The sequence below is a fragment of the Streptomyces sp. NPDC054961 genome (genome assembly GCF_053609145.1).
Window position 1 is genome coordinate 70,693 of sequence record NZ_JBSGWY010000013.1, and the last position, 20,429, is coordinate 91,121.

Here is a 20,429-nt window from a genome sequence, read left to right on the forward strand (position 1 = left end):
GCGGCTCCGGCGGCGCGGGCTACGCCGCCTCCTCCCGGTAGGCCGCCGCCTCCTCCAGATCGAGGCGGCGCAGCAGGACGCGGAGCATCTCGTCGTCGATGCGGCGCGCGTCGCGCAGCGAGACGAACACCTCCCGCTCCGAGGCGATCATCTCCCCGGCCAGGCGGCGGTACACGTCGTCAGCCGACTCCCCCGTCACGGCGTTGACCTCCCCCAGCCGCTCCCACACCGCGTTGCGCCTGCGCTCCAGTACGGTCCGCAGCCGGTCGGCGAGCGGCGGCGGCAGGGCGTTCTCCGGGGAGGCCAGCAGCTCGGTCAGCCGCTCGTCCGCCGCGCGCGAGGCCTCGCTCTGCGCCTGGGCCTCCGCCAGGGTCTCGGCGTGCAGGTCCCGCGCGGGCAGCCGCAGCAGCCGGATCAGCGGCGGCAGGGTGAGCCCCTGGACCACCAGCGTGCCGATGACCGTCGTGAACGTCAGGAACAGGATCAGGTTCCGGTGCGGGACGGTGACCGGCACGGAGAAGGCGATGGCCAGCGAGACCACGCCCCGCATGCCGGCCCATCCGACGACGGTCGGGGCCTTCCAGTTCGTCCCGGGCTCCCGCGCCCGGATCCGCCGCGAGAGCCGCGGCAGGAACGTCGCGGGGAAGACCCAGGCGAAACGGGCCACCACCACGACCACGAAGACGGCGACCGCGTAGCCCGCCGCGGCCGCGCCCTCGTACTCCCCGAGCCCCTTCAGGACCACCGGCAGCTGGAGTCCGATGAGCGCGAAGACCACGGATTCCAGGATGAAGGCGACCATCTTCCACACCGCCTCCTCCTGGAGCCGGGTCGCGAAGTCCACCTGCCAGTTCCGGTGCCCGAGGTACAGGGCGACCACCACCACCGCCAGGACGCCCGAGGCGTGCACCCGCTCGGCGGCCGCGTAGGCCACGAACGGGATCAGCAGCGACAGCGTGTTCTGGAGCAGGGGTTCGCGCAGCGTCTTCCTCAGCACGTGGATGGGGACCATCAGCAGCAGGCCCACGCCGACCCCGCCCACCGACGCCAGCAGGAACTCCGCGATCCCGCCCGCCCAGCCGGCGCTCGCCCCGAGCGCCGCCGCGAGCGCCACGTTGTAGGCCGTGATCGCGGTGGCGTCGTTGACCAGGGACTCGCCCTGCAGGATGGTCGTGATCCGGTTCGGCAGCCCCAGCTTGCGGGCGATGGCCGTCGCGGCGACCGCGTCGGGCGGCGCGACGACCGCGCCCAGCACCAGCGCCACCGGCAGCGAGAGCCCCGGCACCACCCAGTAGGCCGCGTACCCGACGACCAGGGTCGCGAAGAGCACGTACCCCACCGAGAGCAGCGCCACGGGCCGCATGTTCGCCCGCAGGTCCAGGTACGAGCTGTCCATGGCGGCCGTGTACAGCAGCGGCGGGAGCAGCAGCGGCAGCACGATGTGCGGGTCCAGCCCGTACGGCGGCACGCCGGGGACGTACGCGGCGGCCAGCCCGGCGGCGACCAGCAGCAGGGGCGCGGGCACCCGGGTGCGCCGGGCCAGACCGGCGACGATCGCGCAGCCCGCGACCAGCGCCACCAGGGGCAATACCTCCATCGAAGATCATCCTCGCTCGGCTCGTGTCGTCCTCGGGCGCCCGCACCTCAGTACGCTGGCCATCATGAGCGAGTGCACCCACGTTCCCGAACTGCCGCGCCCCGAGCCCGCCCCCCTTGACCGGACATGCCCCGAATGTCTTGAGCTCGGCAGCCATCCCGTGCAGCTGCGCATGTGCCTGGAGTGCGGGTACGTCGCCTGCTGCGACTCCTCGCCCCACCGGCACGCCACGGCGCACCACCGCGCGACCGGCCACCCGGTCATGCGGAGCTTCGAAGCGGGCGAGACCTGGCGGTGGTGTTTTGTCGACGGTTCGATCGTCTGAGGCGGGGTAGATCAACCCTCCGCCGGTTCCCCTGATTTGGGCCCGCAGACCCCTAGCCACTGTGCGTACCCATGGGCTTACCATCAGTCACTGGTCGTAGGTACGGCCGCACGGCCAGCTATGTTCGACGGGGCCTCGCGCTCTCCAGCGGGGGGACCGCGACACGATCGCCCGGATCGCGATAGCGTCACCGGCGAACAGAGCTCGTACCACCTTGGAGGTGAGGGTGTCCCAGATCGCAGGCGAGCCCGGGACCCAGGACTTCGTGGAAGTCCGGCTGCCCGCTGCGGGTGCCTACCTGTCGGTGCTGCGGACGGCCACGGCCGGCCTCGCGGCACGTTTGGACTTCACTCTCGACGAGATCGAGGACCTCCGCATCGCGGTGGACGAGGCCTGCGCGATCCTGCTCCAGCAGGCCGTGCCCGGCTCCGTCCTCAGCTGCGTCTTCCGATTGGTGGACGATTCGCTGGAGGTGACCGTTTCCGCGCCGACCACGGACGGCCGCGCGCCGGAGCGCGACACGTTCGCGTGGACGGTCCTCTCGGCCCTGGCCGGCAAGGTCGAGGCCACGGTCGAGGAGAACAAGACGGTGAGCATCAGCCTCTACAAACAGCGCGGCGCAGGACCAGGCCCGGCGTGAGCGGCGGGGAGGTCCCGGTGCGGGGCGGGGATCGGCCCCGGGTAGGTCACGAGGTCGACGGCGGCATTCCGGAGCAGCAGCACGCCCGGCCGCACCCGGCCGACACGGATGCGGAAGACGGCTTTTCGGACTCGGCGGAGCGACGGGCGGGCCCTATGAGCGACAACCAGCACGACCAGACACTGCCGGTCCAGCCACCGGGAGCCGCTGCCACGGCCCCGTCGGCCCCGGCCGAGGACACACCCGGAGCCCCCCCGGCCCCGGTGTTCGTCAGTCCGGCGCCCCTGCCGGACCCGCGCGACCGCAGCGGCGCGCGGGCCCTGTTCATCGAGCTGCGGGCCCTGCCCGACGGCTCGCCGGAGAAGGCCGAGCTGCGCAACCGTCTCGTACGGATGCACCTGCCGCTCGTCGAGCACCTGGCACGGCGCTTCCGCAACCGCGGCGAGCCCCTGGACGACCTGACGCAGGTCGCCACCATCGGGCTGATCAAGTCGGTGGACCGGTTCGACCCGGACCGCGGGGTCGAGTTCTCCACGTACGCCACGCCCACGGTGGTCGGCGAGATCAAGCGCCACTTCCGCGACAAGGGCTGGGCGGTACGCGTCCCGAGGCGGCTGCAGGAGCTGCGGCTCTCGCTGACGACGGCGACGGCGGAGCTGTCCCAGCAGCACGGCCGCTCCCCCACGGTGCACGAACTGGCCGAGCGGCTGGGGATCTCCGAGGAGGAGGTGCTGGAGGGCCTCGAATCGGCCAACGCCTACAGCACGCTCTCGCTCGACGTCCCGGACACGGACGACGAGTCGCCGGCGGTGGCGGACACGCTGGGCTCGGAGGACGAGGCGCTGGAAGGCGTCGAGTACCGCGAGTCCCTCAAACCGCTGCTGGAGGGGCTCCCACCGCGCGAGAAGCGGATCCTGCTGCTGAGGTTCTTCGGCAACATGACCCAGTCGCAGATCGCGCTGGAGGTCGGCATCTCCCAGATGCACGTCTCCCGGCTGCTGGCCCGCACCCTGGCCCAGCTCCGGGAGAAGCTCCTGGTCGAGGAGTGAGGGGCACGGAAGGAAAGGCCTGACGCACGGGCCGGCGCACGGGCCTGACGCGGGCCTGACGCGGGCCCGGCGCAGGATCCCGGCGCATGGACCCCGCGCACGGGCCGGGCTACGGAGCCTCGGTGCCGGGCCCGGCGCCGAGCGCCGCGGTCGCCGTCGGATTCACCAGGAGTCCCACGACGGCCACCGCGGCCAGGGCCAGGGCCACGGCGGCGGCGGTCATCGCGCCGCCGCTGGTCCACAGGGTCCAGGCCACCGGCAGGGCCATCAGCTGGGTGATCAGCGCCGGGCCGCGGCTCCAGCGGCGGCCCAGGCGCAGCCCGCGCGCCGCGACCAGCGGCAGCGCGGAGAGGACCAGCAGGGTGATCCCGCCCGTCTCCGCCTGCTGCGGGGAGTCGGCGTCGCCGGCGATGCCCACGTACAGGATGACGATGCCGAGGCCGGCCAGGGTCAGGCCCTCCAGGGCGGTGAGGGCGGCGGCCGCGGTCAGCCTGCGGAGCGGCGCGGCGGGGCCGTCGGGTGCGGTGGGGATGGGCTTCGTACTCACCCCAGCAGGGTATCCGGGGCCTTCGCGCCCTCAGAGGGGACGGCCAGTACGGATCGCACTCGAACGGGTCGGTAGGCTGCGCATATGCGTGCACTCCTCGTGGCCAACCCAGCAGCGACGACGACCAGCGCGCGCACGCGTGACGTCCTGACCCACGCCCTGGCCAGCGAGATGAAGCTGGAGGCGGTCACCACCGAGTACCGCGGCCACGCCCGGGACCTGGGACGCAGGGCGGCGGAGACCGGTGTCGACCTGGTGGTGGCGCTCGGCGGTGACGGCACCGTCAACGAAGTGGTCAACGGACTGCTGCACGAAGGACCCGATCCGGACCGGCTCCCGGGCCTCGCCGTGGTCCCCGGCGGCTCCACCAATGTGTTCGCCCGCGCGCTCGGCCTGCCCAACGACGCGGTGGAGGCGACCGGCGCCCTGCTCGACGCGCTGCGCGAGCGGCGCGAGCGGACGGTCGGCCTGGGACTGGCGGCGGGCACGCCGGGCACCGAGGACGAGTCGGTTCCGGCCCGCTGGTTCACCTTCTGCGCGGGCTTCGGCTTCGACGCCGGCGTCGTGGGCAGAGTCGAACAACAGCGCGAACGGGGCAAGCGTTCGACGCACGCCCTCTATGTACGGCAGCTGATGCGCCAGTTCTGGGACGAGCCGAACCGGCGGCACGGCACGGTCACGCTCGAACGCCCCGGCGCGGATCCGGTGACGGACCTGGTGCTGTCGATAGTGTGCAACACCTCACCCTGGACGTATCTGGGCAACCGCCCCCTTTACGCCTCACCCGAGGCGTCGTTCGATACTGCACTTGACGTATTGGCCCTGGACCGTTTGTCAACTCCGGCGGTCGCTCGCTACGCGACACAGCTCCTGACCTCGACTCCTGAGCGCGGCCCTCACGGCAAGCATGCGGTGTCTCTGCACGATCTGACCGACTTCACCTTGCATTCGAAGGTTCCGCTTCCCTTCCAGATGGACGGAGACCACCTCGGTCTGCGTACCAGCGTTCGGTTCACAGGCGTACGCCGTGCACTGCGTGTGATTGTGTGAGTAGAAGGGCCCAAAGTCCTTTCACTCGAACGTTTACACGCCGGTCCACCCCCACGAAGTAGGGCTGTGACCTAGTAGACACCGACGAATCAAAAAAAACTTTCCGGAAGGGGTTGTATCCCCGTCCGAGGTTTGCGAATCTCTACATGGCGATCGGGACAGCCCGCAGAACCCGGCACCCACACAGACCGCCAGAACCCCTCCACGAATCCCCCGCCACCCAGGGCGAGCTTTTGACCAAACTGGGCGGTCTCCCTTCCGTCGCGAAGGGATTCGTGAAAGCGTTCACATTCACAAGCAACCTGCCCGCAATACAAGGAGATGGAGCAGCCATGGACTGGCGTCACAACGCCGTTTGCCGCGAGGAAGACCCGGAACTCTTCTTCCCCATCGGCAACACCGGTCCTGCGCTGCTGCAGATCGAGGAAGCCAAGGCCGTCTGCCGCCGTTGCCCCGTCATGGAGCAGTGCCTGCAGTGGGCGCTCGAGTCCGGTCAGGACTCCGGCGTCTGGGGCGGTCTCAGCGAGGACGAGCGCCGCGCGATGAAGCGCCGCGCCGCTCGCAACCGGGCGCGCAACGCCAGCGCCTGATATCGACTTTCGAGCCTCGAGCCGCAGCGCGTAGTACCAAAAAGCAGCGCTCAGCAACGTGCTCTTGAGCCCCGGACCGAAAACCATTCGGTCCGGGGCTCAGTGCTGTCCGGGCCACTTGGCGCTCCGGGCGCGGGGCTTCTGAACCCAGTGCGTCACGGTGAGTGACCGGGTCGGTCTCCCGCCCGGTCCCGCTTCCGCTACTTCTGCGCCATCACCGGTATGTCGAGGACGACCTTGGTGCCGCGCGGTTCGGCCGCGACCATGTCGAACCCGCCGCCGAGCTCGCCCTCCACGAGGGTCCGTACGATCTGCAGCCCGAGGTTGCCGGCCCGCTGGGGGTCGAATCCCTCGGGCAGACCGCAGCCGTCGTCGACCACCGAGATCAGCAACCGGGCATCGCTGCGGCCGCTGCCCGTGCGGGTGGCGGACACCTCCACGGTGCCGCCCTCCCCCTGGGTGAAGGCGTGTTCCAGGGCGTTCTGCAGGATCTCCGTCAGCACCATCGACAGCGGAGTGGCGACCTCCGCGTCCAGGATCCCGAACCGGCCGGTGCGCCGGCAGGCGACCTTGCCCGGGGAGATCTCGGCGACCATCGCGATGACGCGGTCGGCGATCTCGTCGAACTCGACGCGCTCGTCGAGGTTCTGGGACAGCGTCTCGTGCACGATCGCGATCGAACCGACGCGGCGGACCGCCTCGTTCAGCGCCTCGCGCCCCTGCGGGGAATCCATCCGACGGGCCTGGAGCCGCAAGAGCGCGGCCACCGTCTGGAGGTTGTTCTTCACCCGGTGGTGGATCTCCCGGATGGTCGCGTCCTTGGTGATCAATTCACGTTCGCGACGGCGCAGTTCGGTGACGTCGCGGCACAGCACCAGGGAGCCGATCCGGATCCCCTTCGGCTTGAGCGGGATGGCGCGCAGCTGGATGACCCCGGTGTCGCCCTCGGCCTCGGTCTCGCGCGGGGCCCAGCCGCTGGCGAGTTTGACCAGCGCCTCGTCCACCGGGCCGCGGGACGGGGCGAGTTCGGAGGTGATGTCGCCCAGGTGCTGGCCGACCAGGTCGGAGGCGAGGCCGAGCCGGTGGTAGGCGGAGAGCGCGTTCGGGGACGCGTACGTCACCACCCCGTCGGCGTCGAGCCGGATGAGGCCGTCCCCCACGCGCGGGGAGGCGTCCATGTCCACCTGCTGGCCGGGGAACGGGAAGGAGCCCGCCGCGATCATCTGGGCCAGGTCGGAGGCGGACTGGAGGTAGGTGAGCTCGAGCCGGCTGGGTGTACGCACAGTGAGCAGGTTGGTGTTGCGGGCGATGACGCCCAGCACCCGGCCCTCGCGGCGGACGGGGATCGACTCGACGCGGACCGGCACCTCCTCGCGCCACTCCGGGTCTCCCTCGCGCACGATCCGGCCCTCGTCGAGCGCGGCGTCGAGCAGCGGGCGGCGGCCGCGCGGGACCAGGTGGCCGACCATGTCGTCCTGGTACGAGGTGGGGCCGGTGTTCGGGCGCATCTGGGCGACCGAGACGTACCGGCTGCCGTCCAGGGTGGGCACCCACAGGACGAGGTCGGCGAACGAGAGGTCGGAGAGCAGCTGCCACTCCGAGACCAGCAGGTGGAGCCACTCCAGGTCGGTTTCACCGAGAGCGGTGTGCTGGCGTACGAGGTCGTTCATGGAGGGCACGTGGCGAGCGTACCCCGGGTACGGGCCATGACTTTCCGCAGCGCGATACTCCGGAGTATCCAGGAGACCCCCCTTCCGCGTACGCTTGGAGGAAGTGACGGGATCTTGGGCCCCGTCATTGGATGGACAGAACAGATTGGTCTAGTCCAGAATTGCATCAAAGCTTCCGCCCTCCCCGCACAGGAGGACGGATCGAGGTAAGCCGCGCGCTCTGCCCTGACCGCGCGGGCACCTCCCACCGGCCGTCGGGCACCGCACACCCGTCGGCCGTAAGTACTCCGGACTACGGTGCCGGTCGGGCTGAGGGTCCCGCCCGGCACCGTAGGCCAGAGGAATCGGGCCGGTAGGAACCGGACCCGAGGGCTCAGACCCGGGGATCGGACCCCGGGGGATCAGACCCGGGACTCACCCCGGGGAACCAGACCCGGGAACCAGACCCGGGGATCGGCTCCGGAGGTCAGGCCGGACGCACCGGCCCGCACGGTGAAACCGCGCGCCGCTACCGCGGCCAGGCGCGCAGCGCGACGTCCGCCACCGCCTCCAGCTCCCCCCGGCTCGCCCCGTCCCGCGCCTGCTGGGACATCCCCTGGAGGACGGCCCCGGCATAGCGGGCCAGCGCCCGTACGTCCGTGTCCGCCGCCAGGACGCCCGCGGCCACGTCGGCCCGGATCCGGTGCTCGAACATCACCTGGCCGGCCTCGCGCCGCTCGCGCAGCGCCCGCGCCACCTCCTGCGAGGTGGTGTTGACGGCCGCGCTGATCACCATGCAGCCCGGCGGGTGCGCCGGGTCGGTGTAGATCCCGGCGGCCTCCCGCAGGACGCGCCCCACGGCTTCGCGGGCGGTGGGCTCCTCGGCGAGCGCCACGGCCGCGAACTGCGCGTAGCGGCCGCCATAGGCCGCCACGACCTCGTCGAAGAGCGTGCGCTTGTCGCCGAACGCGGCGTAGAGGCTGGGCGCGCCGATCCCGAGCGAGGCGGTCAGGTCGGAGATCGACGTCGCCTCGTAGCCGTTCTCCCAGAAGGCGAACATCGCCTTGTCCAGGGCCGCCGCGCGGTCGAAGGAGCGGGGCCTGCCGCGCTGTCCGGTCACCATGCGCACATTCTATAGCGGCCGCTATGGAATCTGGTACCTTCCCATTCTGTAGCGACCACTAGGGAAAGGGGGCGCGCCATGGGCGTGCTCGAGGGGAAGACGGCACTGGTCACGGGCGGCAGCCGGGGCATCGGGCGGGCCATCGCCGAGCGGCTGGCCCGGGACGGCGCCCTGGTCGCGGTGGCCTACGGCAGGAACGGGGCGGCGGCCGCGGAGACGGTGGGGGCCATCGAGGCCGCCGGCGGGCGGGCCTTCGCCCTGGAGGCCGAGCTGGGGGTCCCGGGCGACGCGCAGGCGCTCTGGGCGGCCTACGCGGCCCATCCGCTGGCCACGCGGGAGGTCGACGTCCTGGTGAACAACGCGGGCGGGGCCGCCTTCGCGGACATCGCCTCGACCGACGAGGAAACGTACGACCGGGTCCACGCGCTCAACGCGAAGGCCCCCTTCTTCGTGATCAAGTACGGCCTGTCCCGGCTGCGGGACGGCGGCCGGATCGTGAACGTGACCGGCACCCCCGACCTCGCCCTGCCCGCGATCCTCGCCACGATCACGGCGAAGGGGGCGGTGAACGCGCTGACGGTCTCGCTGGCCGCCGAGCTCGCACCCCGGGGCATCACCGTGAACTCGGTGGGCCCGGGGATCGTGGAGACCGATCTGAACGCCGGCTGGCTGGCCGACCCGGCGGCCCGCGCCCACGCCGCCTCACGCTCGGTCTTCGACCGCCTGGGCACCACGGAGGAGGTCGCGGACGTGGTCGCCTTCCTCGCCTCCCCGGACTCCCGCTGGATCACGGGGCAGCACCTCGCCGCGACGGGCGGCCTCCAGCTCTCGCTGCTCTAGCCGGCGATCCGGGAGGGGGCGGGACAGGAGCGGGGCGGGCGGGAACGGGCCTCCCGGGAGCGGGCCCGCGCGTTCCCGCTCCCGGGCGGCCGGGGGCGGGAACGGGAACCACCATGGACTGTGCGAAGACAGGCCACGGACGCCCCTCCTCTGCTAGAATTGGTCTATACCACAATTGTCCCACTCCAGATCGGCAGGCCACGCGTGGAAGTTGTCATCGTCCCGGACGCCAAGGCAGGCGGCGAGCTCATCGCGGAGGCCATGGCCGCCCTGGTCCGCCGCAAGCCCGACGCCCTGCTCGGCGTAGCGACTGGCTCCACCCCGCTGCCCATCTACGAGGCCCTCGCCGCCCAGGTCAAGGCCGGCAAGGTCGACGTCTCGAAGGCCCGCATCTGCCAGCTCGACGAGTACGTCGGCCTGCCCGCCGGGCACCCGGAGTCCTACCGCGCCGTCGTCCTGCGCGAGGTCGTCGAGCCGCTCGGCCTGTCCGAGGCCTCCTTCATCGGCCCCCGCGCCCCCGCCCCCCCCCGGGGGGGGGGCCCCCCCCCCCCCCCCGCCCCCCGCCCCCCCGCCCCCCCCCTCGACCTGCAGCTGCTCGGCATCGGCACGGACGGGCACATCGGTTTCAACGAGCCCTGCTCCTCGCTCGCCTCCCGCACCCGCATCAAGACGCTGACGGAGCAGACCCGCGTGGACAACGCGCGCTTCTTCGACCACGACATAGACCAGGTGCCCCACCACGTCATCACCCAGGGCATCGGCACCATCCTCGACGCCCGCCACCTGGTCCTGCTGGCCACCGGCGAGGGCAAGGCCGAGGCCGTCGCGCAGACCGTCGAGGGCCCGCTGTCGGCCCTGGTCCCGGCCTCCGCGCTCCAGCTGCACCGCCACGCCACGGTCGTCGTCGACGAGGCCGCGGCGTCCAAGCTGAAGCTCGCGGACTACTTCCGCCACACCTTCGCCGCAAAGCCCGCCTGGCAGGGCCTGTAAGCAGGAGCGGGGCGTGCCGCGGGCACGCGCACGAAAACGCCGGCGGGGGGGGGGGGCTACCCCCCCCCCCCCCCCCCGTCGTCGTCTGAACAGGAGAGACACACAGTGCAGCTGGTAGTCGCGCGGATCGGCCGCGCCCACGGGATCAAGGGTGAGGTCACCGTCGAGGTGCGGACCGACGAGCCCGAGCAGCGGCTCGGGCCCGGCGCCGTGCTCCAGACCGAACCGGCGTCGGCGGGACCGCTGACCGTGGAGACGGGCCGGGTGCACAGCGGCAGGCTCCTGCTGCGCTTCGCGGGCGTCAAGGACCGCACCGGCGCCGAGGCGCTGCGCAACGTCCTGCTCATCGCCGACGTGGACCCGGCGGAGCTGCCGGCCGAGCCCGACGAGTACTACGACCACCAGCTGATGGACCTCGAGGTCGTCCTCGAGGACGGCACGGCGATCGGCCGGATCACCGAGATCTCCCACCTGCCCTCGCAGGACCTGTTCATCGTCGAGCGCCCGGACGGCACCGAGGTGATGATCCCCTTCGTCGAGGAGATCGTCGCCGCGATCGACCTCGCCGAGCAGCGCTGTGTCATCACCCCGCCGCCCGGACTGGTCGACGACCTCGCCGAGATCGCGTCCGAGCGCGACGCCGAGGACGGCAAGCCCGCCGGGGACGGCGCCTGATGCGTCTCGACGTCGTCACGATCTTCCCGGAGTACCTGGAGCCGCTCAACGTCTCCCTGGTCGGCAAGGCGCGGGCGCGCGGACAGCTCGACGTGCACGTCCACGACCTGCGGGAGTGGACGTACGACCGGCACAACACGGTGGACGACACCCCGTACGGGGGCGGCCCGGGCATGGTCATGAAGACCGACCCGTGGGGCGAGGCCCTGGACGCGGCGATGGCCGACGGCTACGAGGCGGGCGCGCACGGGCCCGTCATGGTCGTCCCCACCCCCAGCGGCCGGCCGTTCACCCAGGAACTGGCCGTGGAACTCTCCGAGCGCCCCTGGCTGATCTTCACCCCGGCGCGGTACGAGGGCATCGACCGCCGGGTCATGGACGAGTACGCCACCCGCATCCCGGTGTACGAGGTCTCCATCGGCGACTACGTCCTGGCCGGCGGTGAGGCGGCCGTCCTGGTCGTCACCGAGGCCGTGGCCCGGCTGCTGCCCGGGGTCCTCGGCAACGCCGAGTCGCACCGCGACGACTCCTTCGCGCCCGGTGACATGGCGAACCTGCTGGAGGGGCCCGTCTACACCAAGCCCCCGGAGTGGCGCGGCCGCGGCATCCCGGACGTGCTGATCAGCGGGCACCACGGCAAGATCGCCCGGTGGCGCCGCGACGAGGCCTTCCGCCGGACCGCGCGGAACCGCCCGGACCTCATCGAGCGCTGCGAGGCCTCCTCCTTCGACAAGAAGGACCGCGAGCTGCTGAGCATCCTCGGCTGGCAGCCGTCCGCCGACGGCCGATTTTGGCGTAGGCCCCGGGCCGTGGAAGAATAGGCGGCTGCTGTGTGCTCGCGTGCGCCCCTGCCACAGGGGGACAGTCGCCCGCCGGGTCCCACGGCTCCCGAACTCTCTACGGAAACCCCGCATCGGCGGCCTGTGGCGTCATGCGAAGAAAGCAGACGAATTACATGTCTCACCTGCTCGATGGCGTCAACGCCGCCACGCTCCGCTCGGACCTCCCGGCCTTCCGCCCGGGTGACACGATCAACGTGCACGTCCGCGTGATCGAGGGCAACCGCTCCCGTATCCAGCAGTTCAAGGGCGTTGTCATCCGTCGCCAGGGCTCTGGCGTCTCCGAGACCTTCACCGTCCGCAAGGTCTCCTTCAGCGTCGGCGTGGAGCGTACCTTCCCGGTCCACTCCCCGATCTTCGAGAAGATCGAGCTCGTCACCCGCGGTGACGTGCGTCGCGCCAAGCTGTACTTCCTCCGTGAGCTCCGCGGCAAGGCCGCGAAGATCAAGGAGAAGCGCGACCGCTGATCTGCTCTCGGAGTTCCCGGGGCGGGCGGATAGGCTCGCCCCCGATGGACACCGAAGCACCTCACTCGCAGCGCGGCCACTCTTCCCCCGACGAGGGGGAGGGGCGGTCGCGTTTCGTGTTTTCCGAAGCGGCTTCCGCCTCGGGGACCGCCGCGCCGGACACCGGCGGTCCCGGGACCGAGGAGCAGGGCTCCCGCGCGGCGGGCTGGCTGACCTGGCGCCGGGCCGGTCTGCTGGGCGTGATCTGCACCGTCTTCCTGCTGCTGCTCAGCAATTTCGTCCTCCAGCCCTTCCTCATCCCGAGCCGCTCGATGGAGCCGACGCTCGCCGTGGGGGACCGGGTGCTGGTCGACAAGCTGGCGTACCGCTTCGGCGGACAGCCGCAGCGCGGTGACGTCGTGGTCTTCGACGGCACGGGCTCCTTCGTGCCGGAGGGGCCCACCGGGAACCCGATCGGCGAAGCCCTGCACGGCGTGGGCTCGGCCCTCGGGCTCGCCGAACCCTCCGACACCGATTTCGTGAAGCGGGTCATCGGGATCGGCGGCGACGACGTGACGTGCGACGCGAACGGCCGGATCAAGGTCAACGGGGTGCCGTTGGACGAGCCGTACCTCTTCCCCGGAGACACGGGCTCGAAGGTGCCCTTCCGGATCGTGGTGCCGCTGGGGACCCTCTGGGTCATGGGCGATCATCGTTCCCAGTCCCGGGACTCCCGGGACCACCTGGGGGAACCTGGCGGGGGGATGGTGCCGGTGGAGAAGGTCATCGGGCGGGCCGACTGGATCGGCTGGCCGGTCTCGCGCTGGGCCGGCGTCTCCTCCGCGGGCGGCGGACGTGGGTAGCCGGGGCCGTCCGAGGCGCGACGGGGACGCGGATCCGGAACCGGAGCCCGTCGCCGCGGGCGGGCGCGCCCCGGAGCAGGGCGACGCCCCCGCGCAGGAGCCCGGGGGCCGCGCCCACCGGCGCCGGCTGGCCCGGCGGGTCCGGCGCAGACGGCGTACCCGCCGCGCCGGAGAGCTGCCCCTGCTGGTGGCGGTCGCGCTGTGCATCGCCCTGGTCCTCAAGACCTTCCTGGTGCAGGCCTTCTTCATCCCGTCGGGCTCCATGGAGCAGACGATCCGGATCGGCGACCGGGTCCTGGTCGACAAGCTGACCCCGTGGTTCGGTTCCAAGACCGAGCGCGGGGACGTCGTCGTGTTCAAGGACCCCGGGGGCTGGCTCGGCGGCGAGAGCGCCCGCCCGGCTCCGGACCCGGTGGGGGTCAAGCAGGTCAAACAGACCCTCACCTTCATCGGCCTGCTGCCCTCGGCCGACGAACAGGACCTGATCAAGCGGGTCATCGGGACCGGCGGGGACACCGTGAAGTGCTGCGACGCCCGGGGCCGGGTCACCGTCAACGGATCGCCGCTCGACGAGCCGTACATCAGTCCGGGCAACGCGCCGTCGGAGATCCCCTTCGAGGTGCACGTGCCCGAGGGGCGGCTCTTCGTCATGGGCGACCACCGGTCGAACTCGGCCGACTCCCGCTACCACCTCGACGAGGCCTTCCAGGGCACGATCTCCGAGGATGACGTGGTCGGTCAGGCGGTCGTGATCGCATGGCCGTTCGGGCACTGGCGGCGGCTGGAACAGCCCGCGACCTTCCGCATGGTGCCCGACCAGGCACGCCGCACGCGCCGGACGCGCCGTCGGCGCCCTCAGGACGCCGCGTTCGCATAGTGTGTTCCCGGTCTCCCGCGCCTTCGGGAACTCCCGCTCGTTAGGGAGGGGAGGGCCCGTGCCTGATCCGGCCGGGCTTGCAATTTCCGAATGAGGAGTAGACGTGGGGGATGTGGCGGTGGGTGCACGGTCCGGACGTGACGAGGGTGCCGAGCAGCCGGACGACGCCGTCGAGCACGATGCCGTCAAGCACGAAGGCGGCGCGAAGGACGAAGAGGTGGCACGCCCGCACCGCTCGTTCTGGAAGGAGCTGCCGCTCCTGATCGGAATCGCCCTGCTGCTGGCTCTGCTGATCAAGACCTTCCTGGTGCAGGCGTTCTCGATCCCGTCCGACTCGATGCAGAACACCCTGCAGCGGGGCGACCGCGTCCTCGTGGACAAGCTGACGCCGTGGTTCGGCTCGGAGCCCCAGCGCGGGGAGGTCGTGGTCTTCCACGACCCCGCGAACTGGCTGAGCGGGGAGTCCACGCCGGAGCCCAACATCGCGCAGAAGGTCCTCAGTGCCATCGGCCTCATGCCGTCCGCCGAGGAGAAGGACCTCATCAAGCGCACGATCGCGGTCGGCGGCGACACGGTCGAGTGCAAGAAGGGGGGACCGGTCGTCGTCAACGGCAAGGAGCTCGACGAGCCGTACATCTACCCCGGCAACACCCCCTGCGACGACTTCCCCTTCGGCCCCATCACCGTGCCCAAGGGCAAGATCTGGGTGATGGGTGACCACCGGCAGAACTCCCAGGACTCCCGGTACCACCAGCAGGACCCCACCAAGGGCTTCGTACCCGTCAGCGATGTCGTCGGGCGGGCCGTGGTGGTCGCGTGGCCGGTCACCCGCTGGTCCACCCTTCCGGTCCCGGAGACCTTCGACCAGCCGGGCATCGGCACGCAGGCCGAAGCCGCCGCGCTCGGTCTCGGAGCCTCCGGGCTGGCGCCCGTCGGGCTCGCCCCCGCCGCCCTCGGATTCGCCGGCGCGGTGCCGGTCGTCCTGTGGCGCCGACGGGAGCTGACCGCGAGGCGTACCGGCAGGTAGGGTGCCGCCCAGGTCGACGATCTCCGAAGGTGGGGGCGCTGCAATGGGCGGAACACGAACGATACGAGCAGGTGACGGCGATGGCCGCGGCGGTTTCGGCACGGTGGTGTCGGGTCTCGCCGTGGCCATCGGCTTTGCGCTCTTCCTGGGCGGGTTCGTGTGGGGAGCCGTCGTGTACCAGCCGTACACGGTGCCGACCGACTCGATGGTGCCGACGGTGAAGCCCGGGGACCGGGTGCTGGCCCAGCGCATCGACGGCGCCGCGGTGCGCCGTGGTGACGTGGTCATCTTCAAGGACGAGCAGTGGAGCGATTCGCCGATGGTCAAGCGGGTCGTGGGCATCGGCGGGGACACCGTCAAGTGCTGCGGCGACGGCGGCCGGATCACCGTGAACGGCAAGGAGCTCGACGAGCCGTACATCGAGAAGGAGAAGCTCGACGTCGCGGACGCGCCGGGCGGCTCCGCCTCGCGGACCCCGTTCGAGGTGACGGTGCCCGAGGGCAAGCTGTTCCTGCTGGGCGACCGGCGCGGGGCCTCGATCGACTCCCGTGCGCACCTCGAGGAGGCCGGGCAGGGGATGGTGGCCCGGACGGCGGTGAGCGCCCGCGTGGACGCCCTGGCGTGGCCCTCCCAGACCATGCTGGAGCGGCCGGCGAGCTACAAGGCCCTGCCCGGCGGGATCTCGAAGGCGGGGCCGCTGCGGCTCCAGGTGGTGGCCGTGGTGGCCGGAGCCGCCCTGGTGGTGCTCGGAGCCGCGTACGGCCCGGTCGCACGGGTCCTCGGGCGCGGGCGGAGGAGGGAGCGGACCGGTGTCCGCTGACGGGCCGCGCAAGGTGTCGCGGGTGGTCCTGCTGGATCCCGCCGACCGGATCCTGCTGCTGCACGGCTTCGAACCGGGCGACCCGGCGGACGACTGGTGGTTCACCCCGGGCGGCGGCCTGGAAGGCTCCGAGACCCGGGAGCAGGCCGCGCTGCGCGAACTCGCGGAGGAGACCGGGATCACCGAGGTGGAACTGGGTCCGGTGCTGTGGCACCGCTACTGCGAGTTCCCCTTCGACGGGCGCCGCTGGCAGCAGGACGAGTGGTACTTCCTGGCCCGTACGGCCCGGACGCGGACCGAGATGGGCGGCCTCACGGAGCTCGAGCGGCGCAGCGTCTCCGGGGCGAGGTGGTGGACCTCCGAGGAACTTCTGGCGGCCCGTGAGACGGTGTACCCGAACAGACTCCCAGAGCTGCTCCGCAGGCTGCTCGACGACGGTCCCCCGGGCGCGCCCGTGAACCTGGCCCCGGAAATCGTTTAGGGGCGCACGGGCCTGGCGCACAATAGGGGGACGCACGGCTGAAGGGGAACATGCCATGAGTGCCGAGGACCTCGAGAAGTACGAGACCGAGATGGAGCTGAAGCTCTATCGCGAGTACCGCGACGTCGTCGGGCTGTTCAAGTATGTGATCGAGACCGAACGCCGTTTCTACCTCACCAACGACTACGAGATGCAGGTGCACTCGGTCCAGGGCGAGGTGTTTTTCGAGGTCTCGATGGCCGACGCGTGGGTCTGGGACATGTACAGGCCGGCCCGGTTCGTCAAGCAGGTACGGGTGCTGACCTTCAAGGACGTGAACATCGAGGAGCTCAACAAGAGCGATCTCGAACTTCCGGGGAGTTAGGCCGCGGCGTTCGGCGCCGGGTCCGGGGAGCGGGGGAGACCCGGCCCCGGCCCCGGACGGTTCACCCGCACGGGTGAGGGGGTTTTCCACAACGCCCTGGTTGTCCACCAAGATCCACAGGGTGGGCGGGGACGCGGGACCGTCGGTGCCGGAGGTGGTGCCGGATGGACGCGAAGGGCGTGGCACAGCAGGCATTGGCACAGCGGGCACTGGCGCAGCGGGCCTTGGGGCGGTACGGCGAGGAGCTCGCGACGCGGCGGCTCGCCGAGGCCGGGATGACCGTCATCGCGCGCAACTGGCGGTGCCGGAGCGGGGAGATCGACATCGTCGCCCGGGACGGGGACGCCCTCGTCGTGTGCGAGGTCAAGACCCGGCGGGCGGGGGAGTTCGAACACCCCATGGCCGCGCTGCGGCCCGGCAAGGCCGAACGGCTCCGGCGGCTCGCCGGGCGGTGGATGGCCGATCACGGCGGACCGCCCCCGGGCGGGGTGCGGATCGACCTGGTCGGGATCCTGCTGCCGCGGCGCGGTGCGCCCGTGGTGGAGCACATCAGGGGGGCCGCCTGATGGGGTTCGCTCGAGCCTGTTCGGTCGCCCTCGTGGGCGTCGACGGCGTGGTGGTGGAGGTCCAGGCCGACCTGGAACCCGGGGTCGCAGCCTTCACCCTGGTGGGGCTGCCCGACAAGACCCTGGTCGAGAGCCGGGACCGGGTCCGGGCGGCCGTGGTCAACTCCGGCGCCTCCTGGCCGCAGAAGAAGCTCACCGTCGGCCTCAGCCCCGCCTCGGTACCGAAGTCGGGCGCCGGCTTCGACCTCGCCGTGGCCGTGGCGGTCCTGGGCGCCGCCGAGGTGGTCGACCCCGGTGCGATCGCCGACCTCGTCCTCATCGGGGAGCTGGGCCTGGACGGCCGGGTGCGGCCCGTCCGGGGGATCCTGCCGGCGGTGCTCGCCGCCGCCGAGGCAGGCTACCGGCAGGTCGTGGTCCCGCAGCAGTGCGCGGCCGAGGCCATGCTCGTCCCGGACGTAACGGTGCTCGGTGTGCGGAGCCTGCGGCAGCTGATCGCGGTGCTGACCGGCGGGGAGGTCCCCGAGGAGGATCCGCCGGATCTCCCGGGGCGGCCCGACCCGATGCTGGCCGGGCTGGTCCTGCCGGGCGCCGGACTCGGCGCGGGGGTGGCCCGGGGCGGTGCGGACGGGCGGGACGTTCCCGACCTCGCCGACGTCGCGGGACAGCACGGGGCCCGCCGGGCCCTGGAGATCGCGGCCGCCGGGGGCCACCACCTCTTCCTGAGCGGGCCCCCTGGGGCCGGCAAGACGATGCTCGCCGAACGGATCCCCTGGATCCTGCCGCCGCTCACCCGGCAGGACTCTCTGGAGGTCACGGCCGTCCACTCGGTCGCGGGGATCCTGCCGCCGGGCGAACCGCTCGTCACCCGGCCGCCCTACTGCGCCCCGCACCACTCCGCGACCATGCAGTCCCTCGTCGGGGGCGGGGCCGGAGTGCCGCGGCCCGGGGCGGTGTCGCTGGCCCACCGGGGGGTGCTGTTCCTGGACGAGGCGGCGGAGTTCGGGACCAAGGCCCTGGACGCCCTGCGGCAGCCCCTCGAAGCCGGGCACGTGGTCATCGCGCGGGCCGCGGGGGTGGTGAGGCTGCCGGCCCGCTTCCTCATGGTCCTCGCCGCCAACCCGTGCCCCTGTGGGCGGCACACCCTGCACGGGGCCGGCTGCGAATGCCCGGCCTCGGTGATCCGGCGCTACCAGGCCCGGTTGTCGGGGCCGTTGCTGGACCGGGTGGACCTCCGGGTGGAGGTCGAGCCGGTCACCCGCTCCGATCTGCTGGGGCGCGGTGGCCGGGGCGAAGCCACGACGGTGGTCGCCGAGCGGGTCCGCGAAGCCCGGGACCGGGCGGCGGCCCGGCTGGCGGACACCCCGTGGCGGCGCAACGGCGAGGTGCCGGGGCACGAGATCCGGACCCGCTGGCGGCTCGCCCCCGGCGCGCTGGCCCAGGCGGAGCGGGACCTGGAGCGCGGCCTGCTCACCGCACGGGGCCTGGACCGGGTGCTCCGGGTGGCCTGGACGGTGGCGGACCTGCGCGGCCGCGACCGACCGGACCCGCTGGACGTGGCGCTCGCGCTGGAACTCCGTACGGGCATCGCCCGCGGGGCCGCGGCGGCGATGGGAGCGGGCTCATGAACGGCCCGGACACCTCCGCCGCGGGGCCGGAGCCGGAGTCGGATTGCGGGTCGAGGCCGGGGCGGGGACAGGAGTCCGGGCCGGAGCAGGAGTTCGGGTCGGGGCCGGAGGCGGAGGTGCTGGCGCGGGCCGCGCTCACGCGGGTGCTGGAGCCGGGGGACGAGCACGGGGGGCGCTGGCTGCGCCAGTACGGGGCGGTCGGGCTGATGCGGCTGCTGACCGGTCCGGGGCGGGAGCCCGGGGTGCCGGCAGGGGTCGGCGCCGAGCGGCTCGCCGGATACCGCAGACGGGCGGCGCTGGCCGACCCCCGGCGGGACCTGGCGGTCGCCGCCGAGGCGGGCGGGCGGTTCGTCTGCCCCGTTTCGGCGGAATGGCCGACCCAGTTGGACGACCTGGGGGACGCCCGGCCCGTCGGGCTGTGGGTGCGGGGCGCGCCGAGCCTGCGGACCTGGGCCCTGCGCTCGGTGTCCGTGGTCGGAGCCCGCGCCTGCACGCCCTACGGCGCGCACATGGCCCAGCTCCTCGCCGCCGGGCTCGCCGAGCGCGGCTGGGTGGTCGTCTCGGGCGCGGCGTACGGGATCGACGGGGCCGCCCACCGCGGGGCCCTCGCCGCCGGCGGAGCCACGGCCGCCGTGCTGGCCTGCGGAGTGGACGTGCCCTACCCGCGCGGGCACGCCGGACTGCTCGGCCGGATCGCCGCGCAGGGGCTCGTGCTCGGGGAACTCCCGCCGGGCAGCCACCCCACGCCGAGCCGGTTCGTCCTGCGCAACCGCGTCATCGCCGCGCTGACCCGGGGCACGGTCGTCGTGGAGGCCGCGCACCGCAGCGGATCCCTGGTCACCGCCCGCCGGGCCCTGGCGCTGGGGAGGTTCACCATGGGTATCCCCGGCCCGGCCACCAGCGGGCTCTCGGCCGGGGTGCACGAACTGCTCCGCTCCGAGGCGGTGCTGGTCACGGACGCCGCGGAGGTCGTCGAGCTCGTCGGCGCGATGGGCGAGCTGGCCCCCGAGCGGCGCGGGCCGGTGGTCGCCCGGGACCTGCTGGACCCCGGAACGGCCCGGGTGCTCGAGGCGCTCCCGGCCGGCCGGACCGCCGACGTGGAGGCGGTGGCCCTTGCCACCGGCAAAAGCACCGATGAAGTCATCGGCAGACTGTACGAACTTCACTCTCTGGGGTTCGTCGAACGGCAGGGCGACGGCTGGCGGTTGACTCCGCGGCGGGCGAGAGGAGGCGCACAAACCGGAGGGCCCCGGCGAGGCGGTCGTTGACCTGGGGCGTTCCGGTGGAAGAGTGAAGCCGATGAGAGACGCGGTCTTCCCGGTGGCAGCCGCCGGGACCGTGCGCCAGGCGCCGGTCCCGGGTCGCCCACGCGAGCCGGGGCGCCCTTGCGGGTCCGCGCGATCCCGTACTCTTCGCGCACCGCGACACTTCCGTCACGCTACGCTC

General features: G+C 72.3%; 23 protein-coding genes. 19 read left to right on the forward strand and 4 right to left on the reverse strand.

Annotated elements, in window-relative coordinates:
• Positions 1-19: 19 nt before the first annotated feature.
• Entirely contained in the window at positions 20-1,597 is a 1,578-nt protein-coding gene (locus tag ACWF9Z_RS14825; RefSeq protein WP_453601985.1) for a Na+/H+ antiporter, read from the reverse strand.
• Between the two features lie 64 nt (positions 1,598-1,661).
• Between ACWF9Z_RS14825 and ACWF9Z_RS14830 the strand changes: the two genes are divergently transcribed.
• The 3 genes from ACWF9Z_RS14830 (at position 1,662) to ACWF9Z_RS14840 (ending at position 3,611) form a co-directional block, all read left to right on the forward strand.
• Positions 1,662-1,922 carry a UBP-type zinc finger domain-containing protein gene (locus tag ACWF9Z_RS14830; RefSeq protein WP_453601988.1) on the forward strand — a complete coding sequence of 87 codons (261 nt, stop codon included), beginning with the start codon at positions 1,662-1,664 and terminating at the stop codon, positions 1,920-1,922.
• Positions 1,923-2,148: 226 nt separating this feature from the next.
• Positions 2,149-2,562, forward strand: coding sequence for an ATP-binding protein (locus tag ACWF9Z_RS14835; RefSeq protein WP_214949331.1), 414 nt, complete (start codon positions 2,149-2,151; stop codon positions 2,560-2,562).
• A complete protein-coding gene (locus tag ACWF9Z_RS14840) occupies positions 2,559-3,611 on the forward strand; it encodes an RNA polymerase sigma factor SigF (RefSeq protein ID WP_453601991.1) in 1,053 nt (350 codons plus the stop codon). Before ACWF9Z_RS14835 ends, ACWF9Z_RS14840 begins: the two co-directional genes overlap by 4 nt.
• Positions 3,612-3,720: 109 nt before the next feature.
• Here the strand turns inward: ACWF9Z_RS14840 and ACWF9Z_RS14845 are convergent, their stop codons facing one another.
• Positions 3,721-4,158, reverse strand: coding sequence for a hypothetical protein (locus ACWF9Z_RS14845; RefSeq protein WP_453601994.1), 438 nt, complete (start codon positions 4,156-4,158; stop codon positions 3,721-3,723).
• Between the two features lie 84 nt (positions 4,159-4,242).
• On the opposite strand from ACWF9Z_RS14845, the gene ACWF9Z_RS14850 reads away from it, so the two are divergent.
• Entirely contained in the window at positions 4,243-5,208 is a 966-nt protein-coding gene (locus tag ACWF9Z_RS14850; protein WP_356649411.1) for a diacylglycerol/lipid kinase family protein, read from the forward strand.
• Between the two features lie 332 nt (positions 5,209-5,540).
• Entirely contained in the window at positions 5,541-5,798 is a 258-nt protein-coding gene (locus tag ACWF9Z_RS14855; protein WP_003953983.1) for a WhiB family transcriptional regulator, read from the forward strand.
• A gap of 200 nt (positions 5,799-5,998) precedes the next feature.
• On the opposite strand, the gene ACWF9Z_RS14860 is transcribed toward ACWF9Z_RS14855, so the two are convergent.
• Together ACWF9Z_RS14860 and ACWF9Z_RS14865 are read right to left on the reverse strand one after the other, a co-directional pair.
• The gene (locus ACWF9Z_RS14860) at positions 5,999-7,468 is read right to left on the reverse strand and encodes a sensor histidine kinase (protein ID WP_453602179.1); all 1,470 of its coding nucleotides are present in this window, start codon (positions 7,466-7,468) and stop codon (positions 5,999-6,001) included.
• A gap of 508 nt (positions 7,469-7,976) precedes the next feature.
• Positions 7,977-8,570, reverse strand: a complete 594-nt coding sequence (locus tag ACWF9Z_RS14865; RefSeq protein ID WP_453601998.1) for a TetR/AcrR family transcriptional regulator — start codon at positions 8,568-8,570, stop codon at positions 7,977-7,979.
• Between the two features lie 78 nt (positions 8,571-8,648).
• On the opposite strand from ACWF9Z_RS14865, the gene ACWF9Z_RS14870 reads away from it, so the two are divergent.
• The 14 genes from ACWF9Z_RS14870 (at position 8,649) to dprA (ending at position 20,251) form a co-directional block, all read left to right on the forward strand.
• Positions 8,649-9,410 (forward strand): SDR family oxidoreductase, encoded by a 762-nt coding sequence (locus tag ACWF9Z_RS14870; protein ID WP_453602001.1) that lies wholly within the window; start codon positions 8,649-8,651, stop codon positions 9,408-9,410.
• A 204-nt stretch (positions 9,411-9,614) separates the two neighbouring features.
• On the forward strand, positions 9,615-10,400 hold the full coding sequence (locus ACWF9Z_RS14875) for a glucosamine-6-phosphate deaminase (RefSeq protein WP_453602003.1): 786 nt from the start codon (positions 9,615-9,617) through the stop codon (positions 10,398-10,400).
• A gap of 105 nt (positions 10,401-10,505) precedes the next feature.
• On the forward strand, positions 10,506-11,075 hold the full coding sequence (rimM, locus tag ACWF9Z_RS14880) for a ribosome maturation factor RimM (RefSeq protein ID WP_453602006.1): 570 nt from the start codon (positions 10,506-10,508) through the stop codon (positions 11,073-11,075).
• On the forward strand, positions 11,075-11,896 hold the full coding sequence (trmD, locus tag ACWF9Z_RS14885; RefSeq protein WP_453602009.1) for a tRNA (guanosine(37)-N1)-methyltransferase TrmD: 822 nt from the start codon (positions 11,075-11,077) through the stop codon (positions 11,894-11,896). Before rimM ends, trmD begins: the two co-directional genes overlap by 1 nt.
• A gap of 134 nt (positions 11,897-12,030) precedes the next feature.
• Positions 12,031-12,381, forward strand: a complete 351-nt coding sequence (gene rplS, locus ACWF9Z_RS14890) for a 50S ribosomal protein L19 (RefSeq protein ID WP_384653597.1) — start codon at positions 12,031-12,033, stop codon at positions 12,379-12,381.
• 44 nt (positions 12,382-12,425) lie between these two features.
• Complete coding sequence (gene lepB / locus ACWF9Z_RS14895) at positions 12,426-13,223, forward strand: signal peptidase I (RefSeq protein WP_453602013.1); 798 nt, start codon at positions 12,426-12,428, stop codon at positions 13,221-13,223.
• Positions 13,216-14,100 carry a signal peptidase I gene (gene lepB / locus ACWF9Z_RS14900; protein WP_453602016.1) on the forward strand — a complete coding sequence of 295 codons (885 nt, stop codon included), beginning with the start codon at positions 13,216-13,218 and terminating at the stop codon, positions 14,098-14,100. Before lepB (ACWF9Z_RS14895) ends, lepB (ACWF9Z_RS14900) begins: the two co-directional genes overlap by 8 nt.
• Positions 14,101-14,212: 112 nt before the next feature.
• Positions 14,213-15,127: a signal peptidase I gene (gene lepB / locus ACWF9Z_RS14905; protein ID WP_453602181.1), complete on the forward strand. Its 915-nt coding sequence runs from the start codon at positions 14,213-14,215 to the stop codon at positions 15,125-15,127.
• A 43-nt stretch (positions 15,128-15,170) separates the two neighbouring features.
• The gene (gene lepB, locus ACWF9Z_RS14910) at positions 15,171-15,947 is read left to right on the forward strand and encodes a signal peptidase I (protein ID WP_453602019.1); all 777 of its coding nucleotides are present in this window, start codon (positions 15,171-15,173) and stop codon (positions 15,945-15,947) included.
• Positions 15,937-16,428 (forward strand): NUDIX hydrolase, encoded by a 492-nt coding sequence (locus ACWF9Z_RS14915; RefSeq protein WP_453602022.1) that lies wholly within the window; start codon positions 15,937-15,939, stop codon positions 16,426-16,428. The genes lepB (ACWF9Z_RS14910) and ACWF9Z_RS14915 overlap by 11 nt, the downstream gene beginning before the upstream one ends.
• 55 nt (positions 16,429-16,483) lie before the next feature.
• The gene (locus ACWF9Z_RS14920; protein WP_005311352.1) at positions 16,484-16,792 is read left to right on the forward strand and encodes a DUF2469 domain-containing protein; all 309 of its coding nucleotides are present in this window, start codon (positions 16,484-16,486) and stop codon (positions 16,790-16,792) included.
• 164 nt (positions 16,793-16,956) lie between these two features.
• Positions 16,957-17,358: a YraN family protein gene (locus ACWF9Z_RS14925; RefSeq protein ID WP_453602025.1), complete on the forward strand. Its 402-nt coding sequence runs from the start codon at positions 16,957-16,959 to the stop codon at positions 17,356-17,358.
• Complete coding sequence (locus ACWF9Z_RS14930; RefSeq protein WP_453602027.1) at positions 17,358-18,983, forward strand: YifB family Mg chelatase-like AAA ATPase; 1,626 nt, start codon at positions 17,358-17,360, stop codon at positions 18,981-18,983. The genes ACWF9Z_RS14925 and ACWF9Z_RS14930 overlap by 1 nt, the downstream gene beginning before the upstream one ends.
• Positions 18,980-20,251, forward strand: a complete 1,272-nt coding sequence (gene dprA / locus ACWF9Z_RS14935) for a DNA-processing protein DprA (protein WP_453602030.1) — start codon at positions 18,980-18,982, stop codon at positions 20,249-20,251. The genes ACWF9Z_RS14930 and dprA overlap by 4 nt, the downstream gene beginning before the upstream one ends.
• The last annotated feature ends 178 nt before the right edge of the window (positions 20,252-20,429 follow it).